This window comes from Streptomyces sp. NPDC005775, from assembly GCF_042871565.1.
GTDB lineage: Bacteria > Actinomycetota > Actinomycetes > Streptomycetales > Streptomycetaceae > Streptomyces.
On record NZ_JBIAIU010000001.1, the window covers coordinates 723,987 to 739,376 of the forward strand.

Sequence of the window (15,390 nt, forward strand, 5' to 3'; positions counted from 1 at the left end):
AGGGGTGAGTGACCACATGCAGCGCACACCACATCACAGGTCCAGATCACGACGCGGACTCGCGGCGGCCGTGGCGGCCGGCGCACTGACCGCCTCCCTGCTCGGCGGCAACGCCGCCAGTGCCAGGCCGGATCCCGGGGCGCCGGGATCCATGGCGACAACGTTGTCCCTGCCGTCGCCACCGGGCGGCGCCAACGTCAAGGTGCTCGTCTTCCACGCCTCCGCCACCGAGGAGTCACCGACGGTCGACGCCGGCATCGCGGCGATCGAGCGGATCGGGCTCACCGGGCCGGAGGCCGGCCGGTTCAAGACCGTGGCCACCGATGACGCCTCCGTCTTCACCAACGGCAAGCAGCTCGGCCGGTACAACGCGGTCGTCTTCCTGACGGGTGGCGGCGATGTCCTGGACCCGGAGCAGGAGGCCGGTCTGGAGGCGTACATGGAGGCCGGCGGCGGCTTCCTCGGTATCCATGACGCGGCGCGCACCGAGCCGTACTCGGACTGGTTCACCGGTCTCGTCGGTGCGCGTCCGGCGGCCGGCAGCCCCACCGCCGTACAGCGTGCGACGGTGGAGATCGGCGACCGGCAGCACCCGGCGACCAAGAACCTCCCGCTGGAGTGGAAGCGCCCGGACAAGTGGCTGAACTGGAAGGACAACCCGTCCGGCGACGTGCACACCGTGGCGCGGGTCCGGGAGATCACGTACAAGCCCGGGACGAGCGCCAACGGCTGGGACCACCCGGTCTCCTGGTGCCGTGACTACGACGGCGGCCGCTCCTTCTACACCGCGATGGGCGGAACGGTCGACAGCTTCGCCGAGACCGACTTCCGCGACCACCTGCGCGGCGCGCTCGACTGGACGACCCGGATCTCGCAGGCCGACTGCAAGGCGACGATCACCTCCAACTACACGGCGGAGCGCGTCACCCAGCCGAACCAGCCCGGCGAGAACGACCAGATCGGTGAACCGCACGGTCTGGTGACGGCGCCCGACGGACGGGTGCTGTACATCGGCCGCGGCGGTGCCGACAGCAGCGTGCCGGTCGTCACGGACTGGGCCGACCCGAACGTCGGCAAGGGCCTGGGCCAGATCCACGTCTACGACCCGGCGACCAAGAAGGTCACGCTCGCCGGTGAGCTGACGATCTTCGGCAACAAGGGCGGCGGCGACGAGCTGATCAAGGTCGAGGAAGGGCTGCTCGGCATCGAGCTCGACCCGGACTTCGAGAAGAACGGCTGGGTGTACCTGCACTACACACCCCACGACAAGATCGACCGCGACAAGCAGATGGCGGTCCGTCAGGTCTCCCGCTTCACCCTCGACCTGGCGACGAACAAGCTGGATCTGTCGTCCGAGAAGGTGCTGCTGCACTGGCCGGTCCAGATCCACAGCTGCTGCCACGCCGGCGGCGGCATGGCGTGGGATTCGAAGGGCAACCTGTACATCGCGACCGGCGACAACAACTCCTCCGGTTTCAGCGACGGCTACTCGGGCAACAACCCGCAGCCGAACTACAAGGGCGTCTCGTTCTCCGACGCCCGCCGCACCGCGGGCAACACGAACAACCTCAACGGGAAGATCCTGCGGATCCACCCCGAGGACGACGGCACCTACACGCTGCCGGCCGGCAACCTCTTCACCGGCAAGGAGCCGGACGAGGGCGGCGGCAAGACCCGGGGCGAGATCTATGTGATGGGCGTGCGCAACCCGGCCCGGATCTCCGTCGACAAGTCGACCGACACGCTGTACGCGGGCTGGGTCGGCCCCGACGCGGGCGCCCCGAGCACCACCTGGGGTCCGGCCAAGTACGACACGTTCGCCGCGATCACCCAGGCGGGCAACCACGGCTGGCCGTACTGCATGGGCAACAAGCAGCCCTACCGGGACCGCAATCTGCCCGATCCGAGCAAGCCGCTCGGCTGGTACGACTGCGACCACCCCAGGAACGAGTCGCCGAACAACGACGGTCTGGTGAAGCTGCCGCCGATCACCTCCAACACCATCTGGTACTCGCCGCAGGGCGGTGGCGTGGACTACCCGCGCGACGCGAACGGCATCCCGAGCTACAAGGTGGAGGACCAGAAGGAGCTCCTGCCCTGGCTCAAGGGCGGCGGCCAGGCCACGATGAACGGCCCGGTCTACCGGTACGACGCGGCGAGCACCAGCGCCGACAAGTGGCCGTCGTACTGGGACGGCAAGTGGTTCGTCGGTGACTTCTACGACGACACGCAGCCGCGGCACGCCGTACTCACCGATCCGAGGACGGTCGGCAAGGGCGGTCTGCCCACGCACGCCGAGTCGCTCAAGGAGATCATCCCGGTGGGCGCGAGCGGCATCCGCAACCTGATGGACTGGAAGTTCGCCCCGGACGGTTCGCTGTACGTCCTGGACTACGGGCGCGGCTTCTTCACCTCCGACTCCAAGTCCGCGCTGTGGCGCGTGACGTACAAGGGCGGCGCGGCGACCCCGGCCGTCAAGGATCTGGCCAGGAAGGCGGCAGTGCAGTGAGACACCGTTCGATCTTCTTCCGAAGGCGGTTGCGGCCCGCGCGGCTGTGGCTCGCGCTGCTGGGGTCCTTCCTGATGGTGCTGGGACTGACGTCGACGGCGGCGTACGGCCGTACGGCGGCCCCGGCGGACGCGGCGGCCGACCAGGTGCTGACCTGGACGGCGGGCGACCCCATCGACCACTACCTCTCCGCGCCGAAGACGGCGGTGGCCGGCAAGGCGACCATCGTCTTCGAGAACAGTGAGGCGACCGGGAACAGCACGGGCATGCCGCACACGCTGACCTTCAGCGTGTCGGACCCCGAGTTCAACAACGACGTCAGCCTGAACGTGCTGGCCAACCCCGGCGACGACCAGGGCGGCAAGCACACGGCCGAGGTCACGCTCACCCCCGGCCGGTACTTCTACCACTGCACGATGCCCGGGCACGAGACGATGCAGGGCATCCTGACCGTGACCGACGGGGGCGGTGGTGAGGACACCACCGCGCCCGAGACCTCGGCGAAGGTCGACGGCGACAAGAACGCCGACGGTGCGTACATCGGCCAGGCCACCGTCACCCTCGCCGCGACCGACGCGGGTTCGGGCGTCGACACCGTCGAGTACGCGGTCGGGGCGGACGGCGCCTGGCAGCCGTACACCGTGCCGGTCGTCGTCGACGAGGTCGGCTCGCACCTCATCCGCTACCGCGCCACCGACAAGGCGGGCAACGCGGCCGCGGAGAAGACGGCCGAGTTCGCGGTCGCCGCTGTGCCCACGGACGACACGACGGCGCCCGAGACCTCGGCGACCGTGTCCGGGGAGAAGGACGACCAGGGTCAGTACCTGGGCATGGCGACGGTCACCGTCACCGCGTCCGACACCGGTTCGGGCGTCAACACCATCGAGTACGCACTCGGGGCGGACGGCGCCTGGCAGCCGTACACCGGTCCTGTCATGGTGCACGCGGTGGGGGCGCAGCACGTCCGCTACCGCGCCACCGACAAGGCGGGCAACGCGGCCGCGGAGAAGGCGGTTGACTTCACCGTCGTCGAGCCGCCGACCGAGGACACGACGGCGCCCGAGACGTCCGCGAAGGTCGAGGGCGACAAGAACTCGGACGGCGCCTACCTCACCAGTGCCGAGGTGACGGTCACCGCGACCGACGCCGACAGCGGTGTGGACAAGGTCGAGTACTCCCTGGACGGCGGCCCGTACCTGGCCTACACCGCCCCCGTCATCGTCGACCGGATCGGCTACCACACGTTCGCCCACCGGGCCACGGACAAGGCCGGCAACACCTCCGGGGCGGAGCAGGTGTCGTTCACCGTCGCGCAGAGCGGCGGCGTACCGGCGCCGAACTGCCCGGAGTTCGACGAGCGGCTCACCGTCATCGTGGGCACCGTCGACACCGGGGTCCCCAACCGCATCACCGGTAACCGCTGCACGATCAACGAGCTGATCGAGGACGAGAAGGACTGGTCGTCGCACGCGCTGTTCCTCAAGCACGTCGACAAGGTCCTCGACAAGCTGCTCACCGCCGGGGTGATCGACGCCCGCGAGCACAAGAGGATCTACCGCGCGGCCAAGCAGTCCGGCATCGGCAAGCCGGGCCAGGACGAGGGCTACCGCAAGCTCTTCGACGGAACGGCCGCCTCGCTCGCCCACTGGGAGCAGGTGGGTGGCGGGCAGTTCTCGCTGAATGAGGAGGACAGCGCGATCACCAGTTCCACCACGGTGGACGGCATGGGCATGCTGTGGTTCCCGGAACGCCGGTACGGCGACTTCTCGCTGAAGCTCCAGTGGCGGGACGACGCCCCGGGCACGGGCAACGCCAACGGCGGGGTGTTCGTACGCTTCCCCAACGTCCACGACAATCCGGAGGAGCCGCGTCCGGAGTGGGCCGCCATCAAGTTCGGCCATGAGATCCAGGTCAACGACCGGCCGGACGGCGACATGTACAAGACGGGTTCCGTGTACGGGTTCGACCGGGTGGGTCTCGCCGGTGCCGGGGTCACCCCCAAGGGCACGTGGAACGACTACGAGATCCGGGTGGTGGACCAGCACTACTCCATCTACCGCAACGGTGTCCTGCTCAACGAGTTCGACAACACCGGCGGTCAGCTGTTCGAGCCGCCGCGGGGTGACGACCCGGGCACCGACGGCCGGCGGTACGCCTCCGGCTACATCGGGCTCCAGGTCCACAGCACCTCGGACGTGATCTCCTACCGGGACATCCGGATCAAGGAGCTGTAGCCGCGTCGGTTGGCATCAGGTGGCCGCGGCCGCATGCTCCGGCATGCGGTCGCGGCCTCCCGGGTGCCGGTGGCGCCACACCCAGAAGACCGTGATGGAGACCAGGCACCAGACCGCGAGCACCAGGAAGGGGAAGATCTTCTGATGGCCCTGGTAGTAGACGGCGGTGTGCTGGGCGTTGACGGAGGCGCCCGGCGGCAGCCAGCGTCCGATGTGGCCGAGCAGTGAGGGCAGCAGCGGCCAGGACACGGCCCCGCCGGAGGACGGGTTTCCCAGAATCACCATCAGGCCCCAGGTCGGGAGCATGGCCCAGCGCCCCATCAGGGTGTTGAACATGGTGAAGACCAGGCCCGAGGTGAACATCGTGAACGCCAGGATCAGCCAGGACTCGGCGAAGGGCAGATCGACGGCGCCCAGCAGCCAGTCCACCACCGCGGCGATGGCGAAGGCTCCCAGCAACGAGTAGGTGATCGTGAACGCGATCCGTTCCAGCGGGATCAGGCTCCTGGCGTGCACGCTGAGCTGGATGGAGCCGACGAAGCCAATGATCACTGCGGCGAGCGAGATGTAGAAGAGCGCGAGGCCGCGGGGGTCGCCCTTCTGTAGCGGTTTGACGTCCGCGACGGCGACGGGGATGTCCAGCGCGTCCCCCACCTTCACGGCGGATTCGGCGAGCAGCTGGGCGACGGCGGCGCCGGAGGCACTGGCCACGTCGAGCTCCACGCCGCGGCTGCCGGAGCGCACGATCGTGAAGACCTCCTGCTCCTCCAGCGCCTCCCGCGCCGCCGCCGGCGTCCGGTAGACATGGATGACGAGGGAGGCGTCGAGGGCCTTGTCCATCGCGGCGACGAACTCCTTGCCGCGGGCCGTGTCCGGCTGGCTGACCACGGCCGCCGGAATCCGGTGGGGCGTCGGGTTGGCCATGGCGTACGTGTACGAACCGGCGAAGAGCCCGGCGGCCGCGGCGAGGATGAACACCAGGACCGTCGCCGGGAAGTAGGGCGAGTCCTTGTACGCCGCCCACTTCTCGGCCCTGGTCAGTGGCCTGCTGTGCGCCCCGTGGTGCGCCTCGGGCCGCACCCCGTCAGGGGGCTCGTGCCGCGCCTCGGGCTCCTGGCCGGATGTGCTCATGCGTCGCTTTCCTCGTCGTGTCGGGCGCGGCTGGGCTGCACCCGTTTCGGTTCGCCCGGCATCTTCGGATACTCCGGCGGATAGGGCAGGTCGCCCGGACCGCCGTCGCTCTCGTGGCGGTCGGCGAGTTCCAGCAGTGAGTCGAGCCGGAAGGCCTCCTGGTCCATGTCCTCGTGCACGTCGCCCAGTTCCGCGTAGCGCACCGGCATGGTCCGGATGTCGAAGTCGCCCGGCTCCGCGTCGTCGATCTCGTCCCAGCGCAGCGGGGCGGAGACCGGGGCGTGGGGGCGGGGGCGCACGGAGTACGCGGAGGCGATCGTCCGGTCCCTGGCCGTCTGGTTGTAGTCGACGAAGATCCGCTCGCCGCGCTCCTCCTTCCACCAGGCGGTAGTCACCCGGTCGGGCATCCGGCTCTCCAGCTCGCGCCCCACCGCGATGGCCGCCCGCCGGACCTCGGTGAAGGTCCAGCGTGCCTCGATGGGAACGAAGACGTGGATGCCCCGGCCGCCGGAGGTCTTGGGCCAGCCGCGCAGTCCGTGCTCGTCCAGGACCGCGCGCAGCTCATGGGCGGCCCGGACCGCGTCGGCGTAGTCGGTGCCGGGCTGCGGGTCCAGGTCGATGCGCAGCTCGTCGGGGTGGTCGGTGTCGCCGCCGCGGACGGGCCACGGGTGGAAGGTGAGCGTTCCGAGGTTGGCGGCCCACAGGACGGCGGCCACCTCGGTGGGGCACATCTCGCGGGCGGACCGGCCGCTGGGGAAGGAGATCTCGGTGGTGGGGATCCATTCGGGGAGGTTCTTCGGGGCGCGCTTCTGGTAGAAGAACTCGCCCTCGACCCCGTCCACGAACCGCTGGAGGGTCGTGGGCCGGTCGCGCAGGGCACGCAGGATTCCGGGGCCCACGGCGAGGAAGTACTCGGCCACGTCCCTCTTGGTGTAGCCCTTCTCCGGGAAGTAGACCTTGTCCGGATTGGACAGCCGTACGGCCCGTCCCGCCGCTTCCAGCTCCACCGCTTTGCCCGCTGCTGCCATGTCGGCCACGGTAGGCGGGGCACACATATGCCGCATATCGGAGGACTCCGGTCGCCGCACGGTTCACAATCGGGGCATGGACCTGCCGGTGATGCCACCCGTGAAGCCGATGCTCGCCAAGTCCGTCAAGCAGATCCCTCCGGGCATGCAGTACGAGGCGAAGTGGGACGGCTTCCGGGCGATCGTGCACCGGGACGGGGACGAGGTGGTGATCGGCAGCCGTACCGGCAAGCCCCTGACCCGCTACTTCCCCGAGCTGGTCACCGCGGTCCGGGAGAACCTCCCGCCGCGCTGTGTCGTGGACGGCGAGATCGTGGTGGCGCACGACGGCCGGCTGGACTTCGACCGGCTCAGTGAGCGCATCCACCCCGCCGACTCCCGGGTGCGGCTGCTGGCCGAGCAGACCCCCGCGAGCCTGGTCGCCTTCGATCTCCTCGCGCTGGGGGACGACTCGCTGCTGGACACCCCTCAGTCGGACCGGCGGACGGTGCTGGAGGCCGCGCTCACCGATGCCGCGCCGCCGGTCCATCTCGCTCCGTCGACCACCGATCCGGCCATGGCGCAGGAGTGGTTCGAGCGGTACGAGGGGGCGGGCCTGGACGGGGTCGTCGCCAAGCCGCTCGGTCTGCCTTACCGGCCGGACGCCCGCGCGATGTACAAGATCAAGCACGAGCGCACCGCCGACTGTGTGGTGGCGGGCTACCGCTTCCACAAGAGCGGTCCGGTCGTCGGTTCGCTGCTGCTCGGGCTGTACGACGAGCGGGGCACCCTGCAGCACGTGGGCGTCTGTGCGGCCTTCCCGATGAAGCGCCGCGCCGAATTGGTCACCGAACTCGAACCCCTGGTGACCGATGCCGCCGAGCACCCGTGGGGCTCCTGGGGTGACGCGGAGGCGCACGAGGGTGCACGGATGCCCGGCGCCCCGAGCCGCTGGTCGGGGAAGAAGGACATGTCCTGGGTGGCGCTGCGTCCGGAGCGGGTCCTGGAGGTCGCGTACGACCACATGGAGGGCGACCGTTTCCGGCACACGACCCAGTTCCGCCGGTGGCGGCCGGACCGCACCCCCGGCACCTGCACGTACGCGCAGCTGGAAGAGGTGGTGCGGTACGACCTGGCCGAGGTGCTGTCGGCGGGCGGCTGAAGGTACCGCCCGCCGGGGATCAGTCGGCGGCCGGCGGCACCGAGGCCGTGGAGCAGGGCTCCTCGGTGTCCGTGGGATCGGGCGCCGGGGTCTCGGTGCCACCCGTGGTGGCCGTCGGGTCGGGTGAGGCGGGGTCCGTCGGGCAGCCCGGCTGCCCCGGGTCGGGCGGTGTGGTGGTCGGGCCGGGGTCCGGGGTGGTGCCCGGGTCGGGAGTCGCCGTCGGGTCCGGGCTCGCGGAGCCGGTGTCGGTGGGGCCGGGGGTGCCCGGGTCCGTGGAACCGCCGGGGTCCGGGGAATCCGTGTCGCCCGGGGAGGGGCTCGTGCCCGGGTTCACGGTGCCCGGGGCCGTCGGACGCGTGGAGTGGCCGGGCTGCGGGCCGACCTCGATGCCGCCGCCACCGTCGTCACCGCCGCCGCCGGCGGAGCCGCCCACGGGCTTCTTCGGTTCGTTCGGGCTGCCCGCGCCGGGGCTGTTCGGGACCGTCCCCCTGCCGTCGGGCACCACGTGGGTGCCGTCGCGGTAGAACTCCAGCCACAGCAGCACGGTGCGGAGATAGGTGTCCGAGTGGTTGTAGCTCAGGATGGCCCGGTCGAGGTCGGCGCGTACCGTCAGATCGCGGGTTCCGGCGCAGAGGTAGGCACCGGCGGCCAGGGACGCGTCGTAGATGTTGCTCGGGTCGCTGCGGCCGTCGCCGTTGCCGTCCCTCGCCCAGTGCGCCCACGTCGAGGGGATGAACTGCATCGGGCCGACCGCCCGGTCGTGGGTCTTGTCCCCGTCGTACCCGCCGCCGTCCGTGTCCGGGATGTTCGCGAACCCGGCGCCGTTGAGCACCGGTCCCAGGATCGGGGAGAGCGTCGTGCCGTGGGCGTCCACCCGGCCGCCGGCCGCGTGCCCCGACTCGACCTTGCCGATCGCCGCCAGTAACTGCCACGGCAGCCGGCAGCCCGGATCACTGCGCCCGAGCGAGCTCTCCGCCCTGCGGTAGGCGGCGAGCACCGTGGACGGGATCCCCGCCTCGGCCCACGACCGGGCAGCGGCCCGGTTCTGCTTGACGCCGGGCTTCGGCGGCTCGGGCTTCTTCAGGGGCGGGAGTTCGGTGTGGTACGAGTCGTCGTTGGCCACCTGCGACCACGTGACCTCGTCCGTCTCCGTGTTCTGCTTCCGCGCCTCTTCGTGCACGACGAGCGCCGGTGCCTGGGACGCGGTGAGGGCTGCCATCGCGGCGACGGCGGCTGCGGTGCCGCCGATTCCGCGGCGCATGGTGCCGTTGAACCTCATGCGTGCTCTCCTCTCCCCGGGTCACCGGGTGAACGTGTCGATGGCGGATATCCGCCAGGTCCCGCCCCGCCGAACGGCGTCCACGGCGAACATGGCCGCGGCGTACGTGGTCTCCTCCGACTTGTCCGTACGGGTGTTGCTCTGGTCGGCGAAGATGATCAGCCGGGCGCGGTCGCCGTCGAGCAGCTCCACCCCGCTCTCGGTGACGGTCGTGGTGAGGACGAGCTTCTGCTTGGGCGCCTGCGCCCGTACTTCGGCGAGCATGTCCTCGTGCTGCTGAACGGCCTTGCCCGTCAGGTACTTCTTCACCGCGGTGTCGGCCTTGGCGGGCGAGGCGTAGTTGTACGAGAAGACCGCGCCGACGGCCTCGGTGATCTGCCCCTTCACCTCGCTGGTGCGGGCGATGTCGGTGAGCGCGGTGTTCTGCCGGCTCGGGTCGTCGTTCAGGGTGGCGGCCGAGGTGAACGCCCAGGCGGCGAAGGCGCCGAGGAGGATGGTCAGGGCACAGAGAACGGCGGGCAGGGTGATCCGGAGGCGGGGTGGCCGTCCGGAGCGCGGCTTCTCCTCTTCGGGCTTCTCGGTCGGTTCCGCCTCGTCGACGCCGGCTTCTTCCGGGACAGCCCCGGCGTCCACGGGCTCGGTCACGGGGGCGTGCGCGGTGGTGCGTTCGGCGGCGACGGTGGCTAGGCGGCGCTGCCGGTTGACGAGGTGACGGGTCGTCGACATGTCCGGGGTCCTCTCGGTGCGGGGGTGGGAGTCGCCGACGTCAGCCGGCGGTGTTGCCGACGGGCGCCTGGCCGAGGGCGCTGAGCTTCCACCCGTCGGGGGTGCGGGTGAGCTGCCCCAGCATCCGGCTCTCCTTGACCGCGGGCTTGCCCTTGGGCGCAGTCACGGTCACCCGCAGCGCCACCATCACGCCCGCCTTGCCGGCCCGGTCGTCGAGCTCCGTGACCGCGCCGGACAGCACCTTGGCCGTGCTGACCGTCTTCGCCTCCTCGATCTGCTTCACGAACCCGTCCCGCCCGTCGACGAGTTGCTGGTGCAGGTCCCCGGTGGTGGAGTCCTCCCAGCTGTCCAGCCCCTTGGCGAGCTGCTCGTGATCGAGCGTGTTCATGTTCTGCACGGCCTGTTCGCCGGCGGCCAGCGCGTCGTCGCGCACCTGGGCGTACGCCGCCGAGTCGTCGTGCGCCGCCTGGTACCGGGACACTCCGCCCCAGCCCGCGGCGCCGGCCGCCGCGACGGTCAGCACGATCGCTGCCGCCACCAGCGGGTTCCTCGTCATCCGTACCCGTGCCATCGCTGCCTCTCCCTGCCGGCCGGTCTGTGCTGTGCTGTGCTGTACTTCTCCGCGCTGCCGGGGCGGCGCTATCTGGAGTTGATCTCGATGATCGTCCAGCGTCCGTCGCGCAGTTGAGCGGTGACGGAGAGCTGAGCGGCTGCCCTGCTGGCGGCCTTCCCGTTGCGTTCGTAGACCTGGTCCAGGAAGACGAGCAGGTGGGCGCTCTCGTCGGTCAGCCTGGTCACTCCCGCCCGTACGACGTGGGTGGTCAGGGTGAGCTTCTGGTCGGCGGCCTGCTTCTCCACCTGGCCGAAGAGCGCCGCGTACTGCTGGAGCGCCTTGCCGGCGAGGAGTTGCTTCGCGGACTCCTTGGTGACGCCGGTGGCTTCGGGGCTGTAGGAGAACACCTTGCCGAGCGCGTTGGTGACGTCTCCCGCGACCCGGGTGGTGGCTCGGCTGTCGGTCAGCGCCTGGTTGGAGGTGGCGGGGGTGTCGCGCAGTTGACGCCCCGCCGCGAAGAGCCCGCCACCCGCGACGAGCAGCGCGACGACCAGTACCCCGGCCGCCACGCGCAGCAGGCGGGGGCCCGCTCCGGGCGGCGGCCCGTCCTCACCGGCCCCGGCGGCCGCCGCGGTGTCCTGGCCGGGCTCGTCCCCCGGTGTCCCGTCCGCCGGGGCGTCGGCCCGGCCGACGCCCTCCAGTTCCGTGCCGGTGGTCACGACCGCCGCCCCTCCCTGCCGCTTCATGTGCCGCTCCCGACCGCGATCGCCGTGAGCGCCTTGACCTTCCAGCCGTCGGCGGTCCGGGCGAGGGTGGCCTCGAAGCGTTTGCGCTCGGTGCCGCCCTTTCCGGTGCGCGGGGTGACCTGGACATCGACGGTCGCGATCATCTCGGCGGTGCCGGTTCGCTCGTCGAGGGCCGTTAGTGCCGCGTCGGTGACCTTTCCGCGTGCCGTGGAACCGGACTTCGTCAGCTCGCCCGCGTCCTTCGTCCGGGTGCGCTTCAGCTGGTCGTGGAGCGGCCCGGTCGAGGAGTCGAGCCACGCGCCGAGTCCCGCGTCCACGCTCTTGGCGCTCTTGCCGTCCAGACTGTTGAGCCGCGCGAGGTGCAGCTTCCCGTCGGCCAGCGCGGCGTCCCGGCTCTTGGCGTACACGAGGTCGTCGTCACCCCGTGCCTGTGCGTAGGACCAGCCGCCGAGTGCGCAGATCAGTACGGCGGCGAGCAGGACGGCCCATCCGCCCAGGGTCTTCGTCCGGGGTGTCATGCGCCGCCTCCCTGTCCGAGGCCGAGCAGACCGGCCATGCCTTCGGCAGCCGGGCCGGTGTCGGCGGTGACGCCGAGCGCGCCGGGCAGCCGGTCCTGCGACGCGTCGGTGAGAAGCATCGAGCCGGGCCTGGCCGGCGGTGGCAGGGCCCCGCCCTTGGGTGCGTTCGCGCTGCCGCGGACGTTGATGCCGGTGCCGGGCGACGAGGTGCAGCGGGCCCGGGTGTTGGTCGCTGGGCCGGCCGTGACGTCGAGGCCGTTGCGGTAGGTCGTGCCGCCGTACCCGGCGGTGCAGGGCAGCGGCTCGAAGAAGGTGACCGACATGCCGAACCGGGCACCGTTCTCGTCGACCGCGCTGGAGCCCGCCGCGACGACGGCCGGAAGCTTCACCAGGAGCTCCTCCAGTCCGCGTTGCCGGGTGACGGCGACGTCCGAGGTGGTGAGGAGGTTGGCGACGACGACACCGAAGCTCGGGTCGAGGTCCCGCAGGAGGCCGCTGATCTGGCCGGTCGCGTCGGGGGTGACCGCGATGAGCTTGCGCAGATCGGTGTCGGAACCCTTGAGCTCGGCGGCCAGTTCCTTGGCGCCGGAAGCGAACCCCTTGAGCGCGTCGCCCTGTTCGGCCTGGGTGCGCAGCACGGTCTCGCCGTCGATCATCAGCCGGGTGTTGACGGGCAGGGCGTCGTCGGCCGCCCGGACGAAGTCGCCGCCGGTGTCCAGCAGTACCTGGAGGTCGTCACCGCGGCCCTCGAAAGCGGTGCCGAACTCGTCGACGACCGTGCGCAGCGATTCCAGGTCGACGGAGCCGGCGAGGTCGTCGACGCTGGTGAGAACGTCGGTGACGGGCGCCGGAATCGTCGTGTCCGCCTGGTCGATGACGGAGCCGTTCGCCAGGTACGGCCCTTCGGTGCGGGTCGGCCGCAGGTCGATGTACTGCTCGCCGACCGACGAGAGGTTGGCGACGACCGCCTTCAGCCCGTCCGGGATGGGCGGGGCGTCCTTCTCGATGCGCAGTTCGGCCTCCACCCCGTCGTCGGTGAGTTCGATGGGACCGACGCGGCCCACGGAAACGCCCCGGTAGGTGACGTTGGAGTGGGTGAACAGGCCGCCGGTCTGCGGGAGCTGCACCTTGACGGTGTAGTAGCCGCGCATGCCGATGTAGTGGCCGAGGTCCGCGTAGCGGACTCCCAGATAGCCGAGCACGAGCACCGCGATGACCAGGAACACGATGTTCTTGATCCAGATGGCCGGGGTGATCATCAGTTGCTCCCCTTCGTCGTCGAGGTGACCGAGGGAAGGGGCAGCGGCAGGGCCGAGCCCGACTTCTGGGCCGTGCTGCCCGAGACCGCCGGGGGTGTGGTGCCGGCGGGGTCGAGCGGCGGGATGATCTGTGTGCCGGGCATGGCCGTCACATCCAGGTAGACGTTGAGGTAGTCGCCCTTCACGCCGCGCAGCACCTCGTCCGTGAACGGGTAGGTGAGCAGCACCTGGAGGGAGTCGGGCAGGTCCTGGCCGGAGTCGGCGAGGGCCTGGAGCGTGGGGGCGAGGGCCTTGAGGTCGGCGACCATGTCGGCCTTGCTCCTGTTGACCGTGTCGACGGCGACGGTGGAGAGGGTGTCGAGCGAGCGGAGCATGGTCATGAGCGAGCCGCGCTGCTTCTCCAGGACCTTCATGCCCGGGCTGAGCCCGGTGAGGACCGTCCCGACATCCTGTTTGCGGGTGGCGAGGGTGGCGGAGAGCCGGTTGACGCCGTCGAGGGCGTCGGTGATGTCCTCCTTGTGCCCGTCCAGGTTCGTCACGAGGGTGTCGACCCGCTTCAGCATGGAACGGACCTGCGGTTCCTGTCCGGCAAGTGCTTTGTTGAGTTCGGTGGTGATGGTCTTGAGCTGGTTGATGCCGCCGCCGTTCAGCAGCATCGACAGCGCGCCGAAGACCTCCTCGACCTCCGGATTCCGGTTGGTCCGGGTCAGCGGGATGCGGGCGCCGTCGGCGAGCGCCCCCTGGGCGGTGCCGGCGGCGGGCGGGGAGAGCTGGATGTACTTCTCGCCCAGGAGGCTGGACTGTTCGAGGTGGGCGTAGGCGTTGGCGGGCAGTTTGATCTTTCCGTTGACCCGCATGGTGACCTTGGCGTTCCAGCTGCCGGAGGCCAGTGAGATCTTGGTGACGCGGCCGACGGCCACGTCGTTGACCTTCACCGAGGACTGCGGGGCGAGGCTGAGTACATCGCCGAACTCGGCGGTGATCTCGTACGGATGGTCCCCCAGGTCCGCGCCACCGGGCAGGGTCACCTGGTCGATGCCGGTGAAGGTCGGCAGGTCGACCGTGGTGACGACCAGGACCAGGCCGACGCCCACCGCGAGCACGGCGGCGATGCCGGTCACGCGGGCGCCGGGTCTGCGCGGCACGTGGCTCATCGCTTCGCCCCCTTCTTCTGCGTGGCGGTCTTCTCGGGGGTGCCGTAGACGGTTCCCACGGCCGGAAGCGGCAGGGCGGGCAGTGCCTTCTGCCGTGCGGCGTCCACGGGCGCGAGTCCGGCCAGGGTCTGGCGCTCGTCGGTGAGCGGTCCGCCCATGGAGAGTTCGTTGAGGTTGGTGCGTCCGTTGAGGGTGCGGTTGAGCGGGTCGTACGCGTTGAGCACGTTGCCCGCGGCGAGTGGCAGGGTGTCCAGCGACTCGGCGAGCGAGGCGCGCTGGTCGACCAGGGTCTGGGTGATCGGCACCAGGGCGTCCACGTTCGCTTTGAGGGCGCCGCGGTTCTTCTGGATGAAGGTCTTGACCTGGCCGAGGGCGGAGCCCAGTTCCTTCAGCGCCGCGCTGAGGTTCTCCTTGTCGTCGGCGAGGAACCCGGTGACCGAGTTGAGCTGCTGTTCGGCGGCGCGGACGTTGCCGTCGTTGTCCTTCAGCATGGTGGTGAAGGTCTGCAGGTAGGACAGGGTGTCGAAGAGGTTTCCGCTGCTCCTGTCGAGGGTCTTCGTCGCCTTGCCGAACTGCTCGATGGAGTCGCCGATGGCCTTTCCGTTGCCGTCGAGGTTCTCGGCACCGGTGTCGAGGAGCCTGGCCAGGGCGCCGTTCGCGTTGGCTCCGTCGGGGCCGAGCGCGGTGGAGAGTTCCGTGATGGAGGCGTAGAGCTGATCGACCTCGACCGGTGTCGCGTTCTTCGCGGCCGGCAGGATGGCCTCGTCCGCCAGCACCGGTCCTCCGTCGTACGCGGGGGCGAGCTGGACGTACCGGTCCGCCACCAGGCTGGGGGCTACGACCACGGCGTGTGCGGCCGCGGGCACCTTGACGCCCTTGTCGACGCGGAGCGTGACCTGGACCTCCTTGCCCCTCGGCTTGACGCTTTCGACCCTGCCGACCTTCACGCCGAGGATCCGCAGGTCGGATCCGGCATACACACCGGTTGCCTGGTCGAAGTAGGCGGTGACGGTCGTCGTCCCCTCCTCGTCCATGGCCATCACACCGGTCGTGGCCGCGACGGCCACGACGGCGAGGCCGGCGCCCATGCCGACGATGCGCGTGATTCTCAT

The 15,390-nt window shown here is 70.4% G+C and carries 13 protein-coding genes; 3 read left to right on the forward strand and 10 right to left on the reverse strand.

Annotated elements, in window-relative coordinates:
- Positions 1-16 precede the first annotated feature (16 nt).
- Positions 17-2,509, forward strand: a complete 2,493-nt coding sequence (locus tag ACFYPA_RS03230) for a ThuA domain-containing protein (protein ID WP_359311466.1) — start codon at positions 17-19, stop codon at positions 2,507-2,509.
- Complete coding sequence (locus ACFYPA_RS03235; RefSeq protein WP_389129103.1) at positions 2,506-4,743, forward strand: OmpL47-type beta-barrel domain-containing protein; 2,238 nt, start codon at positions 2,506-2,508, stop codon at positions 4,741-4,743. The genes ACFYPA_RS03230 and ACFYPA_RS03235 overlap by 4 nt, the downstream gene beginning before the upstream one ends.
- A gap of 15 nt (positions 4,744-4,758) precedes the next feature.
- On the opposite strand, the gene ACFYPA_RS03240 is transcribed toward ACFYPA_RS03235, so the two are convergent.
- The gene (locus ACFYPA_RS03240; RefSeq protein WP_389129106.1) at positions 4,759-5,874 is read right to left on the reverse strand and encodes an ABC transporter permease; all 1,116 of its coding nucleotides are present in this window, start codon (positions 5,872-5,874) and stop codon (positions 4,759-4,761) included.
- Complete coding sequence (ligD, locus tag ACFYPA_RS03245; RefSeq protein WP_359082279.1) at positions 5,871-6,881, reverse strand: non-homologous end-joining DNA ligase; 1,011 nt, start codon at positions 6,879-6,881, stop codon at positions 5,871-5,873. Before ligD ends, ACFYPA_RS03240 begins: the two co-directional genes overlap by 4 nt.
- A gap of 97 nt (positions 6,882-6,978) precedes the next feature.
- On the opposite strand from ligD, the gene ACFYPA_RS03250 reads away from it, so the two are divergent.
- Positions 6,979-8,043 carry an ATP-dependent DNA ligase gene (locus ACFYPA_RS03250; RefSeq protein WP_389129109.1) on the forward strand — a complete coding sequence of 355 codons (1,065 nt, stop codon included), beginning with the start codon at positions 6,979-6,981 and terminating at the stop codon, positions 8,041-8,043.
- 19 nt (positions 8,044-8,062) lie between these two features.
- Here the strand turns inward: ACFYPA_RS03250 and ACFYPA_RS03255 are convergent, their stop codons facing one another.
- From ACFYPA_RS03255 to ACFYPA_RS03290, 8 genes are all read right to left on the reverse strand, one after another.
- The gene (locus ACFYPA_RS03255; RefSeq protein WP_389129113.1) at positions 8,063-9,322 is read right to left on the reverse strand and encodes a lytic murein transglycosylase; all 1,260 of its coding nucleotides are present in this window, start codon (positions 9,320-9,322) and stop codon (positions 8,063-8,065) included.
- 21 nt (positions 9,323-9,343) lie between these two features.
- Positions 9,344-10,048 carry a hypothetical protein gene (locus ACFYPA_RS03260; RefSeq protein WP_359082193.1) on the reverse strand — a complete coding sequence of 235 codons (705 nt, stop codon included), beginning with the start codon at positions 10,046-10,048 and terminating at the stop codon, positions 9,344-9,346.
- Positions 10,049-10,088: 40 nt separating this feature from the next.
- Positions 10,089-10,619 carry a nuclear transport factor 2 family protein gene (locus ACFYPA_RS03265; RefSeq protein ID WP_389129116.1) on the reverse strand — a complete coding sequence of 177 codons (531 nt, stop codon included), beginning with the start codon at positions 10,617-10,619 and terminating at the stop codon, positions 10,089-10,091.
- Between the two features lie 68 nt (positions 10,620-10,687).
- Positions 10,688-11,347, reverse strand: coding sequence for a hypothetical protein (locus tag ACFYPA_RS03270; RefSeq protein ID WP_389129118.1), 660 nt, complete (start codon positions 11,345-11,347; stop codon positions 10,688-10,690).
- Positions 11,344-11,865, reverse strand: coding sequence for a hypothetical protein (locus tag ACFYPA_RS03275; protein WP_389129121.1), 522 nt, complete (start codon positions 11,863-11,865; stop codon positions 11,344-11,346). The genes ACFYPA_RS03270 and ACFYPA_RS03275 overlap by 4 nt, the downstream gene beginning before the upstream one ends.
- On the reverse strand, positions 11,862-13,124 hold the full coding sequence (locus ACFYPA_RS03280; protein ID WP_389129124.1) for an MCE family protein: 1,263 nt from the start codon (positions 13,122-13,124) through the stop codon (positions 11,862-11,864). Before ACFYPA_RS03280 ends, ACFYPA_RS03275 begins: the two co-directional genes overlap by 4 nt.
- Complete coding sequence (locus ACFYPA_RS03285; RefSeq protein WP_389129127.1) at positions 13,124-14,278, reverse strand: MCE family protein; 1,155 nt, start codon at positions 14,276-14,278, stop codon at positions 13,124-13,126. The genes ACFYPA_RS03280 and ACFYPA_RS03285 overlap by 1 nt, the downstream gene beginning before the upstream one ends.
- Positions 14,275-15,390, reverse strand: coding sequence for an MCE family protein (locus ACFYPA_RS03290; RefSeq protein WP_359082198.1), 1,116 nt, complete (start codon positions 15,388-15,390; stop codon positions 14,275-14,277). The genes ACFYPA_RS03285 and ACFYPA_RS03290 overlap by 4 nt, the downstream gene beginning before the upstream one ends.

What these genes read in the sequence shown, in the direction of transcription:
- ACFYPA_RS03265 (WP_389129116.1), bottom strand. Translation starts at nt 10,619, where the DNA reads ATGGCACGGGTACGGATGACGAGGAACCCGCTGGTGGCGGCAGCGATC.
- ACFYPA_RS03285 (WP_389129127.1), bottom strand. Translation starts at nt 14,278, where the DNA reads ATGAGCCACGTGCCGCGCAGACCCGGCGCCCGCGTGACCGGCATCGCC.
- ACFYPA_RS03270 (WP_389129118.1), bottom strand. Translation starts at nt 11,347, where the DNA reads ATGAAGCGGCAGGGAGGGGCGGCGGTCGTGACCACCGGCACGGAACTG.
- ACFYPA_RS03240 (WP_389129106.1), bottom strand. Translation starts at nt 5,874, where the DNA reads ATGAGCACATCCGGCCAGGAGCCCGAGGCGCGGCACGAGCCCCCTGAC.
- ACFYPA_RS03290 (WP_359082198.1), bottom strand. Translation starts at nt 15,390, where the DNA reads ATGAGAATCACGCGCATCGTCGGCATGGGCGCCGGCCTCGCCGTCGTG.
- ACFYPA_RS03255 (WP_389129113.1), bottom strand. Translation starts at nt 9,322, where the DNA reads ATGAGGTTCAACGGCACCATGCGCCGCGGAATCGGCGGCACCGCAGCC.
- ACFYPA_RS03275 (WP_389129121.1), bottom strand. Translation starts at nt 11,865, where the DNA reads ATGACACCCCGGACGAAGACCCTGGGCGGATGGGCCGTCCTGCTCGCC.
- ACFYPA_RS03230 (WP_359311466.1), top strand. Translation starts at nt 17, where the DNA reads ATGCAGCGCACACCACATCACAGGTCCAGATCACGACGCGGACTCGCG.
- ACFYPA_RS03260 (WP_359082193.1), bottom strand. Translation starts at nt 10,048, where the DNA reads ATGTCGACGACCCGTCACCTCGTCAACCGGCAGCGCCGCCTAGCCACC.
- ACFYPA_RS03250 (WP_389129109.1), top strand. Translation starts at nt 6,979, where the DNA reads ATGGACCTGCCGGTGATGCCACCCGTGAAGCCGATGCTCGCCAAGTCC.
- ACFYPA_RS03280 (WP_389129124.1), bottom strand. Translation starts at nt 13,124, where the DNA reads ATGATCACCCCGGCCATCTGGATCAAGAACATCGTGTTCCTGGTCATC.